This is a genomic window from Streptomyces enissocaesilis, assembly GCF_039533765.1.
GTDB lineage: Bacteria > Actinomycetota > Actinomycetes > Streptomycetales > Streptomycetaceae > Streptomyces > Streptomyces enissocaesilis.
In genome coordinates, this window is record NZ_BAAAUD010000007.1 from 1 (window position 1) to 20,239 (window position 20,239).

Here is a 20,239-nt window from a genome sequence, read left to right on the forward strand (position 1 = left end):
GACTCAAACGCCTTCAATACCGACCCGACACACTCGACGGATTCATAGCCGGCACCGGCCTCACCCTCGACGACCCAGCCACACCCTGACAAGCCGAAGTCAGTATCAAGGTCCGGGTTCTGCGCCGTTGGGGACCGGCTCGCATCGCCTACCTGCTCGGGCTGAACCCGGCGACCGTCCATCGCGTCCTGACCCGCTGCAAACTGGCCCGCCTGGCCCATCTGGACCGCCCCACCGGCCGTGTGAGCCGCCGCTACGAGCACGCCGCTCCCGGTGACCTGGTCCATGTCGACATCAAGAAACTCGGCAACATCCCCGACGGCGGAGGCCACAGGGCCCTCGGCCGACCAGCAGGCCGAAAGAACCGGGCAGGCGCCGACATGAGCTTTCTGCACAACACGGTCGACGATCACTCCCGTCCCGCCTACAGCGAGATCCTCACCGGCGAGAAGAAGGAAACCGCCGTCGGGTTCTGGACCCGCGCCCACGCCTGCTTCACCGCTGCCGGGATCACAGTCCAGCGGGTCCTGACCGACAATGGGGCCTGCTACAAGTCGCACCTGTGTCGCAACTCCCTTGTCAGGCAGGGAATTTCACACAAGCGCACGCGCCCCTACCGGCCGCAGACGAACGGCAAGGCCGAACGGTTCAACCGCACCCTGCTCGACGAGTGGGCCTACGCCAAGACCTACCGGACCGAGACCGAACGACGCGAGGCATACCCCATCTGGCTGCACACCTACAATCACCACCGCGGACACATCACACTCAAGGCCCAGCCACCCGCCAGCCGCGTCCCCAACCTCACAAGGCAATACACCTAGGCCGTTTCCTTCGGATCACCTCGCTGACCAGATGAAGATGGCGGCGAGGTGGAGTCCGGCGAGGTAGGTGGTGGCGCTCTTGTCGTATCGGATGGCCAGGCCGCGCCACTGCTTGAGCTTTTTGATGCAGCGTTCGACGGTGTTGTGCTGCTTGTAGAGGTCGCGGTCGAAGCCCGGCGGGCGGCCGCCGCGGTTGCCGAGACGTTTACGGTGGGCGGCCTGGTCAGCGGGCTGTGGGATCACCGCTCGGATTCCGCGCCGCCGCAGATGACGGTGGATCGCCCGGGACGTACAGGCCTTGTCGGCCAGGATGACGTCCGGCGTGACCCTGGGGCGGCCGGTCCGGCGGGGCACCCGCAGCCGGGCCATAACCCGCTCGAACGCGGGTGCTTCACCGGCCTGTCCGGGCGTGAGGACGAACGCGAGCGACCGGCAGTTGCTGTCTTAGACGAGGTGGATCTTCGTGGTCAGTCCGCCGCGGGATCGCCCGAGGGCATGGTCGTCCGGCTCGACGGTGGGATGGGCGCGAGGAGCCCCGGGGCGACAGGTGACGTGGAGCACCGCGGCCGGCCTGATGCTTCAACGGGGCCGGAAAGCTGGCTCAAACACGGGTAGCGGGCGTGGTCGGATGCTGCGTTTTACTACTGCGGGCGGCGTGCTCAGGACGCGCCGTGACGAGCTAGGAGACCGGGATGTTCAGACGACAACTGCTGGTGGTCATGGCTGTGGTGCTCGCGATGGTGGGCAGCACGGCCAGTACTGCCAGCGCCTCATCTGCCTCGCCCGCTTCACCGAGGTGGCGGCCTACAGCCAGCCCGGAGCTCCATATCAGTCCGGGCAGGATGCGCTCGGATCGCGAGCAGGTCCCTCGTGGCTTCAGCAAGAAGGACGCCGACAAGGCCGAGACGATGGAAGCGCGGCTGGCGGCCGCCGGGGACTGCCAGGTGTACTGGCCCGCTCCGTACGAGGTGTGCGGGGCGATTCGCAACAAGTACAACGAGTTGGGTGGCCCCAACAGCTTCCTGTCGCTGCCGAAGTCGAACGAGCTGACCAACCCCGACGGGTACGGCAAGCGGACGGAGTTCGTGAACGGGCCGATCTACTGGTCCCCCCAGGGCGGCGCCCACCCGGTCGTGAACCACTTCTTCGCCGCGTGGGCCCGCAACGGCTACGAGGCAGGCAAGGTGGGCTATCCCACCTCGGACGAGATCGTGAACCCCGACGGTGTGGGGCGCCGTCAGTACTTCGAGCGGTCCACCATCTACTGGAAGCTGAACGAGGCGTACGCGGTGGGCGGCGCGATCCGAGACAAGTGGGGCGAGGCGGGCTGGGAGGGCGGCTACCTGGGCTACCCGGTCAGCGACGAGTTCACCACCCCCGACGGTCTGGGGCGCGGCTCCCGCTTCGAGCACGGGATGATCTACTGGACCGAGGCGTACGGGGCGCACCCGGTCAGCGGCGGCCTGCTGTCGAAGTGGACGCTGTCAGGGTACGAGAAGGGCCCGTACGGCTACCCGATCGCCGACCAGAAGCCGCGCGGCTCCTCCTTCGATCAGGAGTTCCAGTTCGGCACCATGGGCTTTCCGACCGATCCGGCCTCCGGGGCCACCCCGGAGGAAGGCGACATCGACCCCACGGTGGACGAGCAGCGGCCGGTGACCCTGGACGACTTCGCCAGGGATGCCAACACCTCCGCGCCCAACCCCAAGGTCTCGGGCAGGCTCGGTGACCTCGACGCCTGTAAGGCCGGGATCTCCTGTATCAGGGAGGGAGTCGCCGTCCGGGCCCCGCTGGACGATTCCGATGAGCCCGAGGACCCGATCATCGACGGGCCTGACACCCACGGAACGACCATCCCCGCCTGGTGCACCACCGCCCCCTGGGACGGCCAGTGGCGGGTGAACCGGAAGAACGCCTGCGGCATCTGGACGGACCAGGCGCTGATTGTCCACGACACCAAGGGCGCCGAGATCGGCAGGATGCCGTTCGTCGTCAAGGTCGGCATCCTCAGCTCCCACAAGTCCGGCGAGATGAAGCAGGAGTTCCGCATCCACTTCGGAAACTTCATCAACAAGGTCGGCACCCCCACCCTGGTCTACAAACCGAGCAACGGATCGGGCACCTACAGCATCGACGGGCCCGCCAGCGGATCGATCATCAAGCCGAACAGCACGAAAGCGATCGTGATCACGTGGAAGGAGAAGTCGATGGCGGACAACACGTCCGCAAGCGCTGCCCTCCAGCTCGCCTACAGCTTCGGCAACGCCTCGCCCGACGTGACGCACTCCACCCCCGGCACGATCCGGAACAGCCAGTTCCGCTGCGACTCCACCATGAAGACAAGCCGGGGCGGCTACCGGCAGGGCTGTGTCGTCTCCGGCTTCACTCCCACTTTCGAGCTGACATCCCTCACCCCGGAGCAGACCTGGCACGTGGCTGAGGCCATCAAGTCCGGGCTGCCCGGCGCCCCCGGGCGGCCGCTGCACCGGCAGGCCGACAAGGGCAAGCGGGACATCAACCGGCAGCTGTCCTGCCCGAAGTCCGGGCCCGTGCGCAACGCCCGGGTGCTGCCGGGGCGCTCGTGCGACGAGTACCCCTTCGCGTCCACGAACGAGGGCGCTGCCACCTCGGGCGGCCCAGGCCGCACCGTGCACGACAACTGCAACGTCAAGGACCTGCCGATCGCCACGGGGGCGAAGGGCTATAGCGTCTGCATGATCGACGAGAGGCAGAACTCCCACAGCGGGAGCCTGATGTGGGCCTTCCATGGCGAGAACCGCGTCATCGACCAGGACGCCTTCGCCGTCACCACCTCCGGCGGCACCGCGCCACCCAAGCCCTGACCTAGGCCGTTTCCGTCAGATCATCGGATCGTTGGTTGATGTGTGTCGTTGACTGATGTCCAGTGGGCGAGGATCGAGCCGTTGTTGCCGGACCGGACACCGAAGCGGGGCGGGCGGTGGCGGGATCACCGGCAGGTGATCGACGCGATCGCGTTCAAGTACCGCACCGGCACGCCGTGGATGGACCTGCCCGGACGCTTCGGGTCATGGAAGGGCGCCCACAACCGGTTACGGATGTGGGCCGCCGATGGCATCTGGGAGAAGGTCTTCACCGCCCTGCTCACCCAGGCCGACGCCGAAGGCGACCTCGACTGGGTCGTCGCGGTCGACCCCACCAGCACGCCGCCGGGGCCCGTCAAGAGGGGCCCCGGCGGGCGAGCCGGACGGCCATGCCCTCGGGCGATCCCGCGGCGGACTGACCACGAAGATCCACCTCGCCTCAGACAGCAACTGCCGGCCGCTTGCTTTCCGCCCGCCCGAACCGGCCAGCCATCCGAGCGAACACCGACTCCAACTCCAGAGCCCAGCAACCGACTTCAGACATGCCCTCCATGCCAGGACAACGACAACCGCGAGCTCAGGACACGAACCGCTGCTGGAGTGCTAACGTCCGAGCACTCGCCGCGAGTTTCCCGATGATCACGGAGGCGCCAGGCTGCGCCGCTCTTGACAGACGCCTCACGGGCCTGGAGAAACGGAGGCATCAGCCCGGCGCCTGCGTCATCACCGCGAACCCCGCAACGGACAGCGATGCCGCTCTTTGAGTAGGCCTTGACGGCCAGGGGGATCGGGGGATCCAGGCATTCACTGTCCAGTGCGATTAGTCGCCTCGGGCGTTGCATGGGCCCGGGCCATCTGCTTACGGGTCCCGTCGGCCAGCGGGGCCTCTGGGGTGAGCATGGTCCGGCTCGCGGAGATGTATGGCACGTGATGCGTCACCGAGGCCGAACGGCAGCGGCTCCTGGGGTTTTTGTCAACTGCGGGCTGGTTTCGTCCCTTGTGTGGGTCACCGCCCTTCTGGCCTGTGCTGCGGCGTGCCGGTGGCCCGGGGCATGGGCCGGTACCGAACGCCGATTTTCAGATCATTTGAACGGAACATCCGTTTTTACTGATCTTTTCGTTAGCTCTGTGGGTATGGCGGGCTTGACGGTGGCACCCTGGGTTTGTGTCTTTCGAGCCTTCGTCTGTTGTTCCTCCTTTGACGCGGCCGCAGTTGGCCGAGGCGCGGCGTGTGCGGGCGGCGGAGTTGTTCGATCAGGGACGTTCGGGTGCCGAGATCGCGAGGACGCTGGGAGTCAGCGAGGAGAGTGTCCGGCGGTGGAAACGGGTCTGGGAAGAGGGTGGCGCCGATGCCTTGCGTCCCACCGGTCGTCCGCCCAAGCTGGACGACATCCAGGTTGAGCAGGTGCGGACCGCACTGGAGCAAGGCGCCCAAGCCCATGGCTTCGAGGCTGATCTGTGGACATTGGAGCGGGTCGGTCTGGTCGTCGAGCGGGTGACCGGAGTGGTTTTGTCGCGGGCGTCGGTGTGGCGGTTGCTGACCGGCCGGCTCGGATGGAGCCTGCAGCGACCCGAGCGGCGGGCGGTGGAGAGGGACGAGTGGGAGGTCGCCCGCTGGATCGCGCACGAGGGGCCGCGCACCAAAAAGGGGCCGTGAACACACGTACCTGGATCGTCTTCCTCGACGAACCGGGCGTCTCCCTGCTCCCTCACATCCGCCGCACCTACTCGTCCCGAGGGCGGACTCCGCTCCTGCGGCACCGGTTGAACTGGGAGCGCGCGTCGATGGCCGGGGCCTTGGGCTATCACTCCACCGACCCCGATCGCGGGGCCCGCCTGTGCTTCCATCTCGAGCCCGGCAGCTACGACACCGCCGCCCTCATCGAGGTCCTGGAGCAGATGAAGGTGTTCTACCGCGGCGAGCGGGTGGTCCTGGTCTGGGACGGCCTGTCCGCCCACTGGAGCCGGGCGATGCGGGCCTGGGTCGCCGAACAGGACTGGCTCGCCCTGGAACGATTACCCGCCTGTGCTCCCGAGCTGAACCCGGNGGTCATTTCTCGCCCATACGGGCCTGAGCATCCACCCACTACACCCACCGAACTTACGAAAAGATCAGTAAGGCGTGCGACCGGGGGAGCGGGTTGCCCTGTCTGCACGAGCACGCCTGTGCCCAGGCGTCAGGTGAACGCCAACGTCCGGTACGCAACGTCTCCGTCGCCCTTACCACATGTGGCTAACGGAAGTCATCTCTCCGTTTCTCCGGTGCGGCTGGTTATGATCGGTACCCCACGTCGCCTCAAAGCCGAACCGGACTTCCCCCAGTCCTGAACCTAGGACTGCGCCTGGTCTCGGCTGTTCGGTCGTCCCCACTGTTTCCCCGCTCCCCGAGGACTGATGTCTCCCATAGAACCCGAAGGCACAGGAGGGCAGTCGCCGACTCGTCGGCGGCGTACCTTGCGCCTGCGTACGCTGCTCATTTGGCTGGCAATCGTCCCTATTCTGGCGATGAGTGCCCAAGTGGTTATGACCGCACAACCGCTGATGCACCAGTCGGAGCAACTGCGCGCTGATGTGGCAGTCGGTAAGCGGATCGACGTACCCCTGACCAGGCTTATGGTCAAAGTGCAGGCTGAGCGGACGATGACCGCCACATGGTGGGCGGGCGGCTCCGTGTCCGAAAAAGAGCTGCGCGAGCGGCGCGCGGCCACGGACCGGGCCGCGGACGAGTTCCGCCGGGCGGCGGACGGAGCTCTGGCGGCGACCGGGCGCGAGGACGAACATTACGTCGCGGAGCTGAAGCATGGCCTCGCGGATCTGGCCGCGTTCCGCGAGCGCGCGGACGCCCGCAGCGGGGACGCGGATCGGACGATCGGCTACTACTCCGACCTCGTCGACCGCATCATCCGGGTGTACCAGAACGAGTTCAGCCATGCGGAAGACGCCGAGCTTATCCAGGAGAGCGGCGTGGTCGTCACGGTGTTCACGGTGTCCGAGATGGTGGCACGCGAGACCACCATCCTCGCCATGGCCGGGCCGTCCAGGCGTCTGAGCCCCTCCGGGTTCGCCGAATTCGTCAACTCCGTCGGATCCCAGCGGTACCAGTACGACGAGTGGGTCGCGCCGTATCTGACGGCCGAGGACAAAGCGGCCTACGACCAGGTCTTCGCCTCGGACGGCTGGAAGACGAAGGTCCGCATCGAGGACGCGGTCATCTCCGACCACCAGAACACCGCGTCCGGCATCAAGCTGCCCAAGGAGGCCGACGCCTGGCGGGCCGCGTATGACAAGTTCGCGGCGCGCGTTGCCGCGCTCGACGCGGAACAGGGGCGAGCACTGCTCGTGCGCGCCGACGCCAAGGCTACGCAGCTGGAGAACGAGGTCATCTGGCTGATCGTCGGAAACGGTGCAGCCGTCCTTGCCGTCGCGGCTGTCATCGTGCTCACCACGCGCTCCGTGCTCCGCCGCCTGCGCGGTCTGCACCAACGTACGGTGGCCATGGCTGAGGACACGCTGCCGGATGTCGTGGCCAGGCTCCAGCGTGGGCAGCCCGTCGACGACGATGCGCTGCCCGCGGTGAGCGGAGACCAGGACGAGGTCGGACGCATCAGCGACGCGTTCGCCCGGGTCGTCTCCGTATCCGTCGACGGGCATGCGCGGCTCGCGGCCGAGCGTCAGGGCTTCGGTATGTTCGCCGCGGGCATCGCCTCGCGCACCGGAAACCTGGTCAGCCGCCAGTTGACCCTCACCGACGAATTGCAGGACACCTTCGGGCACGACGAGGAGCTTCTCGCCCGGTTGATGCGATCCGACCAGTTGACAGTGGGTATGCGGCGGCAGATCGAGAACCTGCTCATCCTGGCAGGTGGGGAGATTCCCGATCCGCACACCGAGCCCATGCGCGTCGCCGACCTGCTGCGCGAAGCCGCCGCGGAAGTCGAGGACTTCCGGCGGATCGAGCGCCAGGCCCTGGACGAGATCAGCGTGGTACCGCGGGTGATCAGCGAGATCAGCCACCTCCTGGCAGAACTCCTCGACAACGCCACCCGGTTCTCCCCGCCGCAGTCGAAGGTGGTCGTCCGTGCCGAACTGGTGACAGACGGGCTGTTGGTCGACATCGAGGACCGCGGGCCTCGGGTGACCGCCGCAACCTACGAGGAGATGAACGGGCGTCTGCACTCGGCCCCGCCGTATTCCGTCCTGGCGGAGAACGCGCACCGGCTCGGACTCTTCGTGGTCGGCCACATCGCGGAACAGCTCGGGGCCACAGTGACGCTGCGCCGCTCGGTATACGGAGGGACGTCGGCCGTGGTGATTCTTCCCGAGGAACTCCTTGTGCCGACCGAACCGGTCCGGGCGGGAAAGGAAGCGCCGCGTGCGGCGACGCCCGCCCCGGCACCGGGCCCGCTCGACGAACGTAAGCCCGATCTGGTCCTGCACGCGAAGACCGGGGCGGCCGGCCCTAGGACGCCGGGGCGCTCGCCCGAGCGGCCGGTGAAGAGTAAGCCGCCGGTCCCTTCCGTGACACGGGACGGTGACGCGAAGCCGGCCCTCCCCGAGCGGGTCCCACAGGCTCACATTGCCGAGCAGCTCCGCGCGCCACACGTACCGAAGACTGCCGTCCATCAGGATGCGGCGACACCTGAAGAAGTGGCCGACGCCTGGGCGGACTATGAACACGGGACTCAGACAGTGGAAGAAGAACTCCGACAGGATCAGCCATGACGATGACAACGAACGACATGATCTACAGCGTCCTGGACAACAACCTGAGCAGGATCGCCGGCATCCAGGGAGCCGTACTCCTGTCCAACGACGGGATCAAGCTCAGTTCGTACGAGCTGGAACGGGAACAGGCGGAGCGCATAGCCGCCGCGTCCTCCGGCATCGCTTCCACGATGAAGGCGATATCCAGGGAGGTCGACGGCGGCCGGGTGATCCGCCAGCTGGTCGAGATGGACGACTGCTATCTCTGCATCGTCGGGTGCGGGGAGGGGAGCACGCTCATCGTGGTGACCTCCCGCAAGGCGCGGCTGGGGGAGCTGGGCGGTGAAGCCGTACGCACCGCTCAGGCGCTCGGTGAGTGGCTGAGCACGCCTGATCGCGGCCAGGCGCAGCCGTCGTAATGGCGGACGAGCCCGGGCCGCGAGAGGGAGGCCACCGCCGGACGCGGCTGTACGCGCTGACCGATGGACGTACGGCGGCTGCACACACCGCCCTCACCATGGACACCACGATCACGGCGGTGGCCGTCGCGGACGGCCACGGCGGCCTGCCCAGCGAGTGGCAGGCCATCCTCGCGATGTGCTCGCCTCCGGGCGGCCGGGCGGTCGCCGAGATCGCGGCGCGCATGCGCATCCGCCTCACTCCCATGACGCTTCTTCTCGGCGAACTCGCGGATCGGGGGCTGATCGAGCACCGGTCACCCCTGGAAGGGACCGAGACCACCAATGTCCACCTGCTCATGAGAATCAGGGACAACCTTGCCCGGATATGACAGCCCTGCCCAGGAAGCGACCCCCGTCAAGATCCTCATCGCTGGGGGATTCGGCGTCGGCAAGACGACCCTGGTCGAGACGGTCTCCGAGATCGAGCCGTTGCGCACCGAGGAGCGGCTGACGAGCGCGGGCATCGGCGTCGATGACCTCGACGGCATCGAGTCCAAGGCGGTTACCACCGTCGCGATGGACTTCGGCCGCATCACCCTCACCGACGCACAGGTCGTGCTCTACTTGTTCGGCACACCTGGCCAGGAGCGCTTCTGGTTCATGTGGGACGACCTGCTGAACGGGGCACTCGGGGCGATCGTCCTTGTCGACACACGACGCCTCGACCGCAGTTTCCCGGCCGTCGACTTCTTCGAGAACCGAGGGCTTCCGTTCGTGGTCGCCGCGAACTGCTTCCACGGCGAACAGCCCTACACCGCCGAGGAGATCAGGGCGGCGCTGCATCTGCGTGATCCGAACACACCCATCCACTTGCTCGATGCCCGCTCCCGTGACGACGCGCGCGGTGCGCTGCTCTCGCTTCTGGACATGCTCATCACCAAAGCTGGGGTCGCGGCGACCGGCTGACTGCGGCCTGCCACGTGATGGCGTGGAGGCTCACGACCGCGACCAGGGGATGGTGACCGAGCTGAGAGAGGGGCCCAGGACGTCACTGGCCTGGCCTGTCCAGCTACGATCTCTCGGTTTGGTGTCGGGGGACTGTAAAAATGGTCCTTGACCCCGGGTTTTGGACACCGGAGACACTTGAATCTTGATGGTTCAGGAGAACGGAGTCCCCGTGGGGATGAAGCACTGTCCCGCCGAGTTCAAGGCGGATGCTGTCGCGTTGTACCGGTCGAGGCCGGGAGCGACGATCAGATCGGTCGCCAGGGATCTCGGGGTGAACACCGAGACGCTGCGGCACTGGATCCGGGCCGCCGACGGGCGCCGCCCAGGCGCCCACTCCTCGCCGGCGGCCGCTGCGCCAGCCGGCGGCGACGCTGTTCAGGCGGAGCTCGCCGCGGCCCGGAAGAGGATCCGTGAGCTGGAGGAAGAGCACGACATCCTGCGCAGGGCAGCCCGGTATTCCGCGACGGAGACGCGCTGGTGAACCGCTACCAGTTCGTTGACGACCACCAGCGCCGTCACGGCGTGAAGCGGCTCTGCGACATCCTCGGCCTCTCCCGCTCGAGCTTCTCCTACTGGCGCCGCACCGCGGCCGCGCGGACGGCCCGGCAAACCGCCGAGGCCGGGCTCGCATCGCCCAGGCCTACACGGAGAGCACGCCCTTGGTGTTGCGTCTCGTGGTCCTGGAGGACTGCTACACCCGCGGAATGGTCGGCTGGGACCTGTTCAACCCGGTGAGGCCTGCCTATCGGGTGTCCTGCCGGATGCGTCTGAAGGCTTACTACAGTTCCCCGCTGCCATCAGCTGAAGCCATCACCAGGATTCTCGCCGCAGGGGAGCATGCCTTGTCCGGTATCCCCTTCACTCACGACAATGCTCACGAGGACAGAGGGGGCGGAATGACTCATGCCGGGCACACCCTTACCTGGGACCAACCAGGCTCGCAGGTTCCCGAGCCCGAACCACCAGCTAACGCCTACCGGTTCGTTTGCGAGCCCTCAGCGGCGAGCGTGGGCGGCATCCGCCGCCGGCACGGCACGGTGTTCGCGCTGACCCTGCCGCCGGCAGGCTACTACCAGATTCCCCGATGACAGAGTCCTGGCAGCGGTAGTAGAGCTCGGGTAGGTAGAAGCAGGGCTCCACCACACCTTGAGGCGTGTCCGACAGCCGCGCACGATTCCCATGCCCCGACCCGTGGCGGGCCTGATGATCTGCGGGTTTTTGTCGGTGGTGGTTCGGCATTGTGATGTCAGTGCGTAGGTGCGGAGTCTCTGCTGTTCAGTGGGTTGTTGTGAGTGGTTCGGGTGGTGACATGGATGCCGATCCGGCGCTGGACCGGCCAGGTCAGTTGGTTGCCGGTCGGTACGAACCGGATGGCGGTGCTGGCCCGGTACGCGCTGGGGACGAAGGCGGCGCTGCTGGAGCGGGCGGCGGAGCCCAGGCGCACGGCGATGCTCACCGCGGTGATGCGGCACTTGGAGGCGAATACCCGCCCAGGCGGGTGGGCGCCGGCTGATGCCGGTCGAGCAGGGCGCCGACTTCCGCCAGCCGCCCGGCGAGCCTGAGCCCGCACCCGCCCCGGCCCGACGTCCGCTCGCCCCCGGCGGCCTCACCTTCTCAGACCCGGACCGCCATATCTGAGCGCTACCACCACGGGTTGCGCCACGTCCAGGACCAGCTCACCACCTAGCCCCACCGCCCGGTGTGCCAGCGCCTCCACCTGGACAGTGGTCGTAGCCGGCCCGGCTCCCGCCTCGGATACCGTGTTCCTCTACGGGGTGCCATAACGGATGTGACGCCCCCCACCGGAGGTAGTCAGCGTATGAGTTCAAAGCGCAGCAAGAATCCAACCCTGCCCGTACTTGACGACGCATTCCGACTCGCGTCGGTCAAGGACGCCGAAGAGTCCACCCGTGACTTGGCCGCGCGGCTGGCCACCACCGAGCTGCGCCGCGTTTCCCACCCGGGCCGGGTCACCTGGGAGCCCACCGATCAGGCCGAGCCCGTACCGGTCCCGCCGACTGTGGTCGACGGTGACGGGGACCTGTGGCTGCGGGACCGGGGCACTGGCACCTGGACCATGCCCGAGTTCAACCCGAAGGAGTTCCCGGCCCGCTGTGGTGAGGTTCTGACGTGGAACGAGCTTGCCCGCGAGTTCGGTCCGCTTACCGGACTGGCCGACGACCGCCGCATCGGCGGCGGCCGGCGCTGACCGCGCAGCCTTCTGGGATGACCGCGCCCCTGAAGCGTCCGTTACGGGTAGCTGGGAGCTCCAGCTCACCGCTGAGCTCGACGATGGCGGCGAGCAGGTGAGCGTGGTGGTGGCGTGTGACGGCCTGGAGCAGCGTGGTGCGGGCCTGGCGCCACCCGATGTCCTCGGTGCGGCCGGCGCCGGTGGACCAGCCGGATAGCGGTCGGCCTTCAGTTGCCGTGGTGAGCGCGCGGCCCAGCTCGCCGATCGACTGCTGCCAGTCGGCCAACTGCCCGACCAGGCCGCCCACCAGCTCGTCGACGGCGGTCGCCGGGCCGGCGCCGAAGGCCCGCGCTTCGGCGGCGGCCTCGGCGAGGACGTCTTCGCAGCGGTGGACTGGCGCCCCGAGTCGTTCGGCAGCGATGAGGTAGACACGCGGGTCCGGCTTCGCGCTTGACCACCCCGGCTGTCGGCCGCCGTCAGACCGCGGACAAGGGGGTCTCCCGCACGCTGCTCCTTCGGGCCAAGGCTCCGGACCGGGGCAGCGAGGGAGACGAACGATGACGACCACCCACTCACGGACCGGGCGCGGGCAGCCCGCGGGCCGACGGGGGTGGAAGGCCGGCCGGTGGCGGGCAGGCCGTGGCAGGCTCCTGCGGGCGCCCCTTCGGAGGCCCCTTGGGATCCCCCTTTGGTGCCCGGCACCCACGGGCGCGGTAAAACCCGTGGTCAGCACGCTAATCTGCGTGAATTCCGTACCGCCACAACCTTCTTCTCTCCTCTTGTTGTCCGTAGTGGAGGAGATCATCGGGTTCCGGGGAGCCCGATGATCTCCCAGGCCGGGCGCGGCCAGCAGCGGCGGTCGGCCGGCGGCCGGTCGCGAGCAACGAGGGGGCAGAGCTGATGGCGGGGAAGCGGAAGAACAATCCGGCGGGGCCGACGAACAGCTACCGCGGTGATGTGCTGCGCGTGCTCGGAGCGCTGAAGATGGCGACGGCTGATCAGATCCAGCGGATCGGTGCACCGCACCTGAGCTTTGGGCACGCCGACAAGGAACCGGCGTCGAAGCGGAAGCAGGCCCGTACCGCCTCGCACACCGGCGCGCTCTCCGACATGTGCAAGCACGGCCTGTCCGAGAACGGCGGCTCCACGGAGACCGGCGACTCCCTGCGGAACCTGACCCTCAAGGGCCTTCAGGCCGCCTCCTACGAGATGCGGCGCCCGGTGACGGAGATGGGCTCCACCGCGCGCGGCGCGGGCTCCAGCGGCGCCTCCCACCCGATGTCCGTCAACGAGACCGTCATCGCGCTGCTGCGCCCGAAGCCGAACATGACCCGGCTCGCCGACGACCCGCCGCACGTCCAGGCCGCCGCCCAGGCCGCCGTCGACGGACCGGACGGCATCGGCACCATCGCCTCGTTCTGGACCGAGGTCCCGCTGCCCGCCACCGGCACGTGGAACGCGCCCGGCAAAGGCGGCGCCCAGGCCGACTTGGTGCTCATCGCACCGCAGGACCAGGTGCCGCTGCTGTTCATCGAGGTCGACAACTGCCACGAGACGCCGGAGGAGCTCGCCGACAAGCTTCAGAAGTACGCCCGCTTCTTCCGGCGGAAGGTGAAGGACACCGACGGCAAGGAGCGCCCGATGTGGCGCACCCGCTGGAGCGCTCCGGACACCTGGTCCGGCGACCGGACGCACCCGCCGGTCCTGCTGGTGTTCAACCGCCTCGGTGAGCGCAACCCCGATACCACCGTCTCGAAGCTGAGCGCGCTCACCTCCCACCTGTGGCAGGGGCAGCGGCAGAAGGGCTTCACCGTCTACGACGGGAAGATCCCGATCATCGCGACCGGCCTGGGGAACCTGACGGAGCACGGCCCGGACGGACCGGTGTTCTTCCGCTTCGGCCGTACCCACATGCAGCCCCTGCGGGAAGCGATCGGCAATCCCCGCCGTGAGGCGGCCGATGCCCGCTCCCGGGAAGAGGCCAAGGCCCACCGGGAGAAGTACCAGGCACAGGTGCGGCGGGCAGCCCAGGAGCAGGCTGCGAAGAAGGCAGCCGAGCGTGAGGCCCGCCGTCCCGTCTGCACCGGCTGCGGGGCGAGGTTCACCGACGAACGGTGGGAGGCGGCACAGGCGACGGACTGGGGCACCCCGAAGGACCCCCACCCGCACCTGTATGACGGCTGCAAACACGCGGCCGCCGCCGCTCACGAGGCTGATGACCGGCAGGAGCACCCAGAGCCGCTTCCTGACTGGGCAAAGCGGAAACACTTCCTGCGCTACACCCGTCGTCCCCGCTGCACCAAGTGCAGGGCGGCGTTCACGGACGAGCGGTGGCAGGCGGTGGAGCGCACCGGCTGGGACGCCCTTCCTCCGGAGGCCCGTCCGACCCTGTGCGGGGACTGCGACCAGCGGCACGAGACCGACTGGGACGAAGCCTGGCCGGGCGTGAAGATCGGGGGCCGGGAGCAGGACCAGGCCGTGCCCGAACAGAAGGGTAACGAGCAGAAGGGCACCGGCTGGTTCTCACGTCTGCGCCGCTGATGCGGGCAAGCCTCCGGCGGCGTGGGCAAGCCCAAGGTGGGGGTGGGAGTCGAGGATCCTGGTGCGGTTGTAGACCGACACGCCCCTACCGTCAGTGCCGGGCGAGCTGCTGTCATGCCCGCCGGATAATCGAGACAGGGTGTCGGCCCTGCGTGATACGACTCCTACCAAGCAGAGTTCGAGCAGACGGGTGGTCGGCAGTGGGGCGACAAGAAGAAGCGATCCACGTTGCAGACGAGCTTTTGACCGACATCGAGCTCAAGCGGTTGAAGGCGTCCGAGGTCGTGCTGAAGGCGAGCAGGCTTGCCCGGCTGGTCGGACACACCGAGCTGACGGAGTTCCTCGGATTCGAGCGCAGCGGGTACCCGACCGACGGTTCGGCACGGGAGTGGGTCGGACGAGCCGGCCGCTGGGCAGACAAGGAGGAGGAGAAGTTTTACACCAGCTCGATCGCGAAGATAGAGGCCAATGCAGAGTCCAACCAGAGGGCCATCGACGCCATGCAGGGCGGAGGTAACTATTCGGGCGACATGGCCCTTGTTGCGTCGGGGAACCATGACAAACGGATCATCAATCTTTCAAAAGCGCTCAGCACGGCGAACGGCGTCTGCGGGCAAGTCGTCGCGACCGTCTACGACATGGTCACCGAGATTTACCACGAGCTCCTGTTCAGCGCGCTCCAGGCGAGTCTGTTCGCGGACACTCAGAAGCTGATCGACGGATCGTTGGCGGCGGCGAGCGGGACTGCGCTCGACAAGATCGAGCGCGTCTCTGACCGCCTTCGGGACGGCGACCCGGAGTCCGTGAGCCAGGCCCTGACCACCTGCCGCCGCCTGATCGACTCCTGTGCGGACTACGTGTTCCCGGCCCGGGACGAGCCGTATGCGATCGGGGCCGAGGCCACCCTGAAGGTCGGTCCTCAGCAAGTACTGAACCGGCTCCAAGCCCACACCCACGTCTGCGGGGCGTCCAAGAGCCGCAGGGACCGGCTGCGTCGAACACTGTCCGATCTCTACGAGCGGTGCTCTGCAGGCACTCATGCCGAGGTCACCATCGGCGAAGCACGCTTCGTATTCCTGCAGACCTACATAGCCCTCGGCGAGATCCTGACCCTGAGCCCGTCCCACGACGGAGAGCCCTGATACTGCTGCAGGTTGCTCGAAGTCACCCTTGGACCGACGACAGCGGGGCCGGGCAGGATCATCCTGCCCGGCCCCGCTGTTGGTTCCCGGCTGCTCACCGGTTGAGGCGGATCCGCGGTCCTATGCGAAATCGAGGTCGTCCGGCAGGATGGTCTCCAGCTCCTTCTCCCACTGGCCGCGCGGACCGGACGTGTTGGTCTCCATCTGCTCCAGGATGACCAGCGTCTTGGGCTGCCCAGTGAACGCGTACCAGCTGTGCGAGGCGGGCCTGCTGCCCGGCCCGTACGCCCGCAACAGCTCCTCCAAGCGGCGGCGGGGCCTGAAGTGACACCAAAATCGAACAAGCGATCTGATACAGGTATGGACGCGACTGACTTCCCCGACGACCTCATGCAGACGCAAGCCGCCTGGAACGCCACCTACAGCGTGCTCGCCGCACCCCGCCCCGCGACACCACCGCCCTACGCCGCCACCTGCTACGCCTGTCCCTCCGGCTCTGGTGGCACCCCTACTGGCAGACCTCCCCCTCGGTACCGGCCGCACGCTACGAGCTGCGCCGGGCGGCTCACGCTCAGCAAACCGACCAAGCCGCGTGAGCCAGCCCTGCTCGGAGGGGGATCAGTGCTGAGGGAGTCCCTCACCATGCTGCTGAGAAGCTGTTCACCTCCCTTGAGACACGTGCTGACCCAGTACTGAAGGTGCTGTTGCACGACCCGGAATGGGCGCTCACGCCGGACTGGCCGTTGGGCCCGTACCAGCGCCATGTCCTCGCCTGGTGGATGGCTGCCCAGATCCTGCGCACCACCCGCCAGCGGAAACGGCTCATCCATCAGCGGGCCGAAGCACCGGACATCACCGGCCTTCCGCCGGAAGTGCGCACGCTCGCGCAGAACAACCCCCACCTGCGCTACATCGTCGAGAACATCGCCACCTTGGCACTCGCCCTGGAAGCACGTCCGTGGGCGCTCGGCTTCAGCGACATGTGTCTGCTGACCAGCGACACCCCGATCGCCGTATGGAACCGCCCTGACGACGAAGACCAACTGCGCGCCGCCGCACTGAGCGACGTCATGCTCCCGCTGGACCCTCACTGCTTCCTGTTCCTGCCCGGTCCCGCTACCCGAGCCGCCGACCCGCGCAAGTGGGTGGACCACCTGATGCACGCCAAGGGTGCCATCGGCTTCGCGCTCGTGGAGGTCGCCTATGACGTGGCCGACCAGTTCGTGATCCACCACCCGCAGCACGACCCCTGGAAGCATTGGAAGCCGAACAGCCTGGGCCAGCCCAAACCATGGGACGGGCAGACGCACTCTGCTCCTCATTACGTCTTGGAGTATCCCGTTTTTCCGCTCGCCAGAACATCGAACGTCGCTGGACTGTGGAGCACCCACCGCCTCGCTCCCCAGCTGTGGCACACCCCTGACCGGGACAAGGTGGCAGAGCAGGGGGTGGGCCTCTGAGGTGGGAGCAGGCGTAAACCGTTCCGGCCTTGTCCGAGGCTCCGGTTAGGCTCTCCGCGTGGTTGACAGAAGACCGCCTGGAACTCTGGGGATTGACCTGCGTAGCGCAGGCAGCCGCCCGTGTGGTCTCTGCGGTGACGTCCGCAAAATGACCAAGGCACACGTGCCGCCCCAGGCCGCCGGCAACAGGGACCGGGTAGTCAGCGCGAACGTACGCTTGGCCGACCGGGTCCTGGGCCACGGACGCGCCGCCCAGGGCGGCATATGGTTCTACAGCCTGTGCGGCGACTGCAACAGCTTGGCCGGCGCCCACTGCGACGCCGCCTACGCGGTGGCTCTGTCGACGACTGAGGGAGGTGTTTGTTGCCGAGCTCGGATGGCACCTGTGGATCGGGAGGCCGGGAAATGTCGTTGAGATTTGATGTCACGGAGCGGCTGACTGGCGGGTGATGACAGCTGGGGGTCTGGATTCGGTTCGGCCTTGCCAGGGCTATTGTCTGGAGATCATCGCCAACGCGAGTGGCGCGGACAGCGAGTGCCGGATGAGGAGTGCCCGATGCCTGAGCTGATAGATCACCTTGAGGGCCGGCTCGGCCGCATGGGCGGTGCCTGGCCGGTCCGTGACGGGGCTCCTCAGGGCAGTCCCCAGGTGGCGTGGTTCCGGGATGGCCAGCTCCCGCAGGTCCAGGCGTTCGCCACGATCGGGCTGTTTCGGACTCCGTTGCGAGTCCGGACGTCGGATCGTCACTACCACCTGGAACTCGTGGCCTGCGACTACTTGAAGGACGGGCAGGAGTCCGGCCCGTTGCCGAGGGTGGTGGAATTCGTGGCCGAGCGCATGGTGCAAGGTGGCCACGCAGTGTTGCGCGGTGACGTGATCCCTCTGCCGGTCCCTCTCCCGGGCGGGAGCAAGACGGCTCTCTATGCCGCCCTGCCGGTCTACTTCGACGACGACTTCTTCTCCGTGACGATCGAGAACGGCAGTGACGTCGCAATCATCTGGTTGGTCCCCATTACTTCAGTCGAAGCCGACTTCGTCCGGGCCCAGGGCTGGCAAGCCTTCGAGCAGGCGCTCGCGGCCCAGGACCCGGACCTGGTCGACATCAACCGGGCGGGTCTCGATCTTTGACCGCTCTCCTTGGATCGGCCTCGTTCGCCTGCTGACCGGGACCGACTGCCTGCTCATCCCGTAGGCGCCTGTTCGGCTCGGGCTCGGGTGGTGGCGAGGCGGTAGGGGTCGGTCCCGGTTTCGATGATGGTGCCGTTGAACGTGAGGCGGTCGACGATGGCCGCGCAGAGCCGCGGGTCCGTGAACGCCTTCGTCCAGCCGCCGAAGGACTCGTTCGAGGCGATCGCGGCACTGTTCTTCTCCTCACGTTCGGTCAGAACCTGGAAGAGAAGTTCGGCGCCGCGGCGGTCCAGCTCCATGTAGCCGAGTTCGTCGATGCAGAGAAGGTCGACGCGGCCGTAGCGGGCGATGGTCTTGTTCAGCTGCTTCTCGTCGGCGGCCTCGACCAGCTCGTTCACCAGCTTCGTGGCGAGCGTGTAGCGGACCCGGTAGCCCTTCATGGCCGCTTCGGTGCCCAGGGCGATGAGCAGGTGGGACTTGCCCGTGCCGGAGTCGCCGATCAGGCAGAGCGGCTGACTCTTCTTGATCCATTCACAGCTTGCAAGGGTGTGGATGGTGGCCGCGTCGATGTTCGGGTTGGTGTCAAAGTCGAAGGCTCGCAGGGACTTCTCCCGCGGGAAGCCGGCTGCTTTGATCCGCCTCTCCGAGCGGCGGCGGGACCGGTCGTCGCACTCGGTCATCAGCAGTTCGGCAAGGAAGCCCCGGTAGGTCATCTGGTCCTTCATCGCCCGGTCGGCGATGTCGGAGAACTCGTTGCGAATCGACGGCAACCGCAGAAGCCGAAAGGCGCTGTCGATGGCGGCGTCGGCGGCCTGTTCGGTCAAGCCTCGCTGGCGGGGCAGAATCATTGGGCTTCTCCCTCACGGTGGTCACCGTCGCTGATGCGGCGGCGTCGGAGCAACTGGTCATAGGGGGTCACCGAGAGCAGTGGCCTGGTGTCCGCGGGAAGGTGCGCGAGCCGCCATTCGTGCAGGGACGTCACCGTCGCTGGCGAGTTCCCGGGAATCAGCGGGCCTGCCGCAGGTGCAGGTTCGGTCTCGGCCTGGGCGGCTTTGCGGGCTTCCAGAGCGACCGCGTCCGCGGTCATGGCTCCGGCCCGCAGGGCCGCGGCCAGGCCGGCGACGACATGCTCATGGGGCAGGTGACGCCCCAGCGGGAGGACCTCGATCAAAGCCCGGGTGCCGTCCCGCTCACCGTGCATCTTGCGGGCCTGGTCCCACCAGGCATCGTGGACCGGGGTGAACCTGCCTGCCGAGTGGGCCTGTTCGAGGGCTGTGGAGCCAGGGAAGGCGCCGGGCTTGCGGACCAAGACTTCCAGGTAGTGGTCCAGGTCCAGCCGGACGGCGCCCTTCGCGATCAGGCGTTCGTGCCGGGCGACTTCCACGTTCTGGTCGTAAACCACCAGTTGGGAAGCGTGCAGCACGACGCGCACGCGTTTTCCGATCAGCCGGATCGGGACCGAGTAGCGGTTGGTGCGGACCGGGACCTGGCCGTAGCGGTCGACTCGCGGGGTGAACAGTCGGCCCGTCTCGAATGGTTCCTCGGGCAGGGACATGAGCAACGGTTGTTCGAGTGCGAAGTACTCCGCGACCGTCTTGGGCCTAGAGCCGATGCGGCGGGCGTCGTCCTGCCGGTCCCACTGTTCGACCATCTCGTTCAGTTCGGCGAGCGACGCGACCTCGGGGACGGGAACGAAGTGGTTGCGGCGGAAGTAGCCGATCATCCCTTCGCTCCGCCCTTCTCGTGGGCGCCTTCGATGCCAGGTCGGCAGTAGAAGCTCTCGATGCCGAAGTGCGAGCGGAAGGCGATCCACCGGTCGGCCTCGACTCTTCCCCTGCTCTGCCCCAGCACCCTGGCGACGGCGGCCTTCAGGTTGTCGTAACGGACCTTGGTGCGCGGAACCCCGCCCAGGGTCCGCAGTGCGTGGACGTGGCCTTCGAAGAAAGCTTCCTGGCCGCAGGAGGCGAACACACGGTGGACGGCCTTGCCCGAGTAC

At 67.5% G+C, this 20,239-nt stretch carries 20 protein-coding genes and 4 pseudogenes; 17 read left to right on the plus strand and 7 right to left on the minus strand.

Translation table 11 applies throughout. From position 1 onward, the window contains the following. Together ABD374_RS01910 and ABD374_RS01915 are read left to right on the plus strand one after the other, a co-directional pair. Positions 1–89 (plus strand): annotated as a pseudogene (locus ABD374_RS01910) (transposase); the annotation flags it as partial. A gap of 15 nt (positions 90–104) precedes the next feature. Then, positions 105–824 (plus strand): annotated as a pseudogene (locus ABD374_RS01915) (IS481 family transposase); the annotation flags it as partial. 15 nt (positions 825–839) lie between these two features. On the opposite strand, the pseudogene ABD374_RS01920 reads toward ABD374_RS01915, so the two are convergent. After that, positions 840–1,316 (minus strand): annotated as a pseudogene (locus tag ABD374_RS01920) (IS5 family transposase); the annotation flags it as partial. 350 nt (positions 1,317–1,666) lie between these two features. Here ABD374_RS01920 and ABD374_RS01925 point away from each other — a divergent pair. From ABD374_RS01925 to ABD374_RS01970, 10 genes and pseudogenes are all read left to right on the plus strand, one after another. Then, the gene (locus ABD374_RS01925; RefSeq protein WP_344489551.1) at positions 1,667–3,667 is read left to right on the plus strand and encodes a NucA/NucB deoxyribonuclease domain-containing protein; all 2,001 of its coding nucleotides are present in this window, start codon (positions 1,667–1,669) and stop codon (positions 3,665–3,667) included. A gap of 42 nt (positions 3,668–3,709) precedes the next feature. Continuing rightward, a pseudogene (locus ABD374_RS34500) lies at positions 3,710–4,133 on the plus strand (IS5 family transposase); the annotation flags it as partial. Positions 4,134–4,832: 699 nt separating this feature from the next. Further along, on the plus strand, positions 4,833–5,324 hold the full coding sequence (locus tag ABD374_RS01935) for a winged helix-turn-helix domain-containing protein (protein ID WP_344489554.1): 492 nt from the start codon (positions 4,833–4,835) through the stop codon (positions 5,322–5,324). After that, positions 5,222–5,995 (plus strand): transposase, encoded by a 774-nt coding sequence (locus ABD374_RS01940; RefSeq protein ID WP_344489557.1) that lies wholly within the window; start codon positions 5,222–5,224, stop codon positions 5,993–5,995. Before ABD374_RS01935 ends, ABD374_RS01940 begins: the two co-directional genes overlap by 103 nt. Before the next feature lie 126 nt (positions 5,996–6,121). Further along, entirely contained in the window at positions 6,122–8,389 is a 2,268-nt protein-coding gene (locus tag ABD374_RS01945; RefSeq protein WP_344489560.1) for a sensor histidine kinase, read from the plus strand. Further along, the gene (locus ABD374_RS01950) at positions 8,386–8,790 is read left to right on the plus strand and encodes a roadblock/LC7 domain-containing protein (protein WP_344489563.1); all 405 of its coding nucleotides are present in this window, start codon (positions 8,386–8,388) and stop codon (positions 8,788–8,790) included. The genes ABD374_RS01945 and ABD374_RS01950 overlap by 4 nt, the downstream gene beginning before the upstream one ends. After that, positions 8,790–9,161, plus strand: a complete 372-nt coding sequence (locus tag ABD374_RS01955; protein WP_344489566.1) for a DUF742 domain-containing protein — start codon at positions 8,790–8,792, stop codon at positions 9,159–9,161. Before ABD374_RS01950 ends, ABD374_RS01955 begins: the two co-directional genes overlap by 1 nt. Beyond that, positions 9,148–9,738 carry a GTP-binding protein gene (locus ABD374_RS01960; protein WP_344489569.1) on the plus strand — a complete coding sequence of 197 codons (591 nt, stop codon included), beginning with the start codon at positions 9,148–9,150 and terminating at the stop codon, positions 9,736–9,738. Before ABD374_RS01955 ends, ABD374_RS01960 begins: the two co-directional genes overlap by 14 nt. 187 nt (positions 9,739–9,925) lie before the next feature. After that, positions 9,926–10,261, plus strand: a complete 336-nt coding sequence (locus ABD374_RS01965; protein WP_344489572.1) for a transposase — start codon at positions 9,926–9,928, stop codon at positions 10,259–10,261. Positions 10,262–10,439: 178 nt separating this feature from the next. After that, a complete protein-coding gene (locus ABD374_RS01970) occupies positions 10,440–10,868 on the plus strand; it encodes a hypothetical protein (protein WP_344489575.1) in 429 nt (142 codons plus the stop codon). 158 nt (positions 10,869–11,026) lie between these two features. Here ABD374_RS01970 and ABD374_RS01975 read toward each other — a convergent pair whose 3' ends face one another. After that, positions 11,027–11,236, minus strand: a complete 210-nt coding sequence (locus ABD374_RS01975) for a hypothetical protein (RefSeq protein WP_344489579.1) — start codon at positions 11,234–11,236, stop codon at positions 11,027–11,029. Positions 11,237–11,599: 363 nt separating this feature from the next. Between ABD374_RS01975 and ABD374_RS01980 the strand changes: the two genes are divergently transcribed. Then, positions 11,600–11,989 (plus strand): hypothetical protein, encoded by a 390-nt coding sequence (locus ABD374_RS01980; RefSeq protein WP_344489582.1) that lies wholly within the window; start codon positions 11,600–11,602, stop codon positions 11,987–11,989. Here the strand turns inward: ABD374_RS01980 and ABD374_RS01985 are convergent. Beyond that, positions 11,943–12,278, minus strand: a complete 336-nt coding sequence (locus ABD374_RS01985; RefSeq protein ID WP_344489585.1) for a hypothetical protein — start codon at positions 12,276–12,278, stop codon at positions 11,943–11,945. The genes ABD374_RS01980 and ABD374_RS01985 overlap by 47 nt on opposite strands. Before the next feature lie 593 nt (positions 12,279–12,871). Here ABD374_RS01985 and ABD374_RS01990 point away from each other — a divergent pair. Next, positions 12,872–14,512, plus strand: coding sequence for a replication-relaxation family protein (locus ABD374_RS01990; RefSeq protein ID WP_344489588.1), 1,641 nt, complete (start codon positions 12,872–12,874; stop codon positions 14,510–14,512). Positions 14,513–14,754: 242 nt separating this feature from the next. Beyond that, positions 14,755–15,654: an AbiTii domain-containing protein gene (locus ABD374_RS01995; protein WP_344489591.1), complete on the plus strand. Its 900-nt coding sequence runs from the start codon at positions 14,755–14,757 to the stop codon at positions 15,652–15,654. A 120-nt stretch (positions 15,655–15,774) separates the two neighbouring features. Here ABD374_RS01995 and ABD374_RS02000 read toward each other — a convergent pair whose 3' ends face one another. Further along, positions 15,775–15,960 carry a hypothetical protein gene (locus ABD374_RS02000; RefSeq protein ID WP_344489594.1) on the minus strand — a complete coding sequence of 62 codons (186 nt, stop codon included), beginning with the start codon at positions 15,958–15,960 and terminating at the stop codon, positions 15,775–15,777. 311 nt (positions 15,961–16,271) lie between these two features. Here ABD374_RS02000 and ABD374_RS02010 point away from each other — a divergent pair, with 311 nt between their 5' ends. Continuing rightward, entirely contained in the window at positions 16,272–17,114 is an 843-nt protein-coding gene (locus ABD374_RS02010; protein ID WP_344489740.1) for a DUF4238 domain-containing protein, read from the plus strand. Positions 17,115–17,670: 556 nt separating this feature from the next. Then, the gene (locus ABD374_RS02015) at positions 17,671–18,243 is read left to right on the plus strand and encodes a suppressor of fused domain protein (protein WP_344489597.1); all 573 of its coding nucleotides are present in this window, start codon (positions 17,671–17,673) and stop codon (positions 18,241–18,243) included. A gap of 53 nt (positions 18,244–18,296) precedes the next feature. Here ABD374_RS02015 and istB read toward each other — a convergent pair whose 3' ends face one another. The 3 genes from istB to ABD374_RS02030 are packed head-to-tail and all read right to left on the minus strand — an operon-like array spanning position 18,297 to position 20,214. Next, positions 18,297–19,091, minus strand: a complete 795-nt coding sequence (istB, locus tag ABD374_RS02020) for an IS21-like element helper ATPase IstB (protein ID WP_344489600.1) — start codon at positions 19,089–19,091, stop codon at positions 18,297–18,299. Further along, entirely contained in the window at positions 19,088–19,966 is an 879-nt protein-coding gene (locus ABD374_RS02025; RefSeq protein ID WP_344489603.1) for a Mu transposase domain-containing protein, read from the minus strand. Before ABD374_RS02025 ends, istB begins: the two co-directional genes overlap by 4 nt. Beyond that, positions 19,963–20,214 (minus strand): hypothetical protein, encoded by a 252-nt coding sequence (locus tag ABD374_RS02030; protein ID WP_344489606.1) that lies wholly within the window; start codon positions 20,212–20,214, stop codon positions 19,963–19,965. The genes ABD374_RS02025 and ABD374_RS02030 overlap by 4 nt, the downstream gene beginning before the upstream one ends. Positions 20,215–20,239: the final 25 nt, after the last annotated feature.

What these genes read in the sequence shown, in the direction of transcription:
- ABD374_RS01925 (WP_344489551.1), top strand. Translation starts at nt 1,667, where the DNA reads ATGCGCTCGGATCGCGAGCAGGTCCCTCGTGGCTTCAGCAAGAAGGAC.
- ABD374_RS01950 (WP_344489563.1), top strand. Translation starts at nt 8,386, where the DNA reads ATGACGATGACAACGAACGACATGATCTACAGCGTCCTGGACAACAAC.
- ABD374_RS01955 (WP_344489566.1), top strand. Translation starts at nt 8,790, where the DNA reads ATGGCGGACGAGCCCGGGCCGCGAGAGGGAGGCCACCGCCGGACGCGG.
- ABD374_RS01965 (WP_344489572.1), top strand. Translation starts at nt 9,926, where the DNA reads ATGGTTCAGGAGAACGGAGTCCCCGTGGGGATGAAGCACTGTCCCGCC.
- ABD374_RS01980 (WP_344489582.1), top strand. Translation starts at nt 11,600, where the DNA reads ATGAGTTCAAAGCGCAGCAAGAATCCAACCCTGCCCGTACTTGACGAC.
- ABD374_RS01990 (WP_344489588.1), top strand. Translation starts at nt 12,872, where the DNA reads ATGGCGGGGAAGCGGAAGAACAATCCGGCGGGGCCGACGAACAGCTAC.
- ABD374_RS02015 (WP_344489597.1), top strand. Translation starts at nt 17,671, where the DNA reads ATGCCTGAGCTGATAGATCACCTTGAGGGCCGGCTCGGCCGCATGGGC.
- istB (WP_344489600.1), bottom strand. Translation starts at nt 19,091, where the DNA reads ATGATTCTGCCCCGCCAGCGAGGCTTGACCGAACAGGCCGCCGACGCC.
- ABD374_RS02025 (WP_344489603.1), bottom strand. Translation starts at nt 19,966, where the DNA reads ATGATCGGCTACTTCCGCCGCAACCACTTCGTTCCCGTCCCCGAGGTC.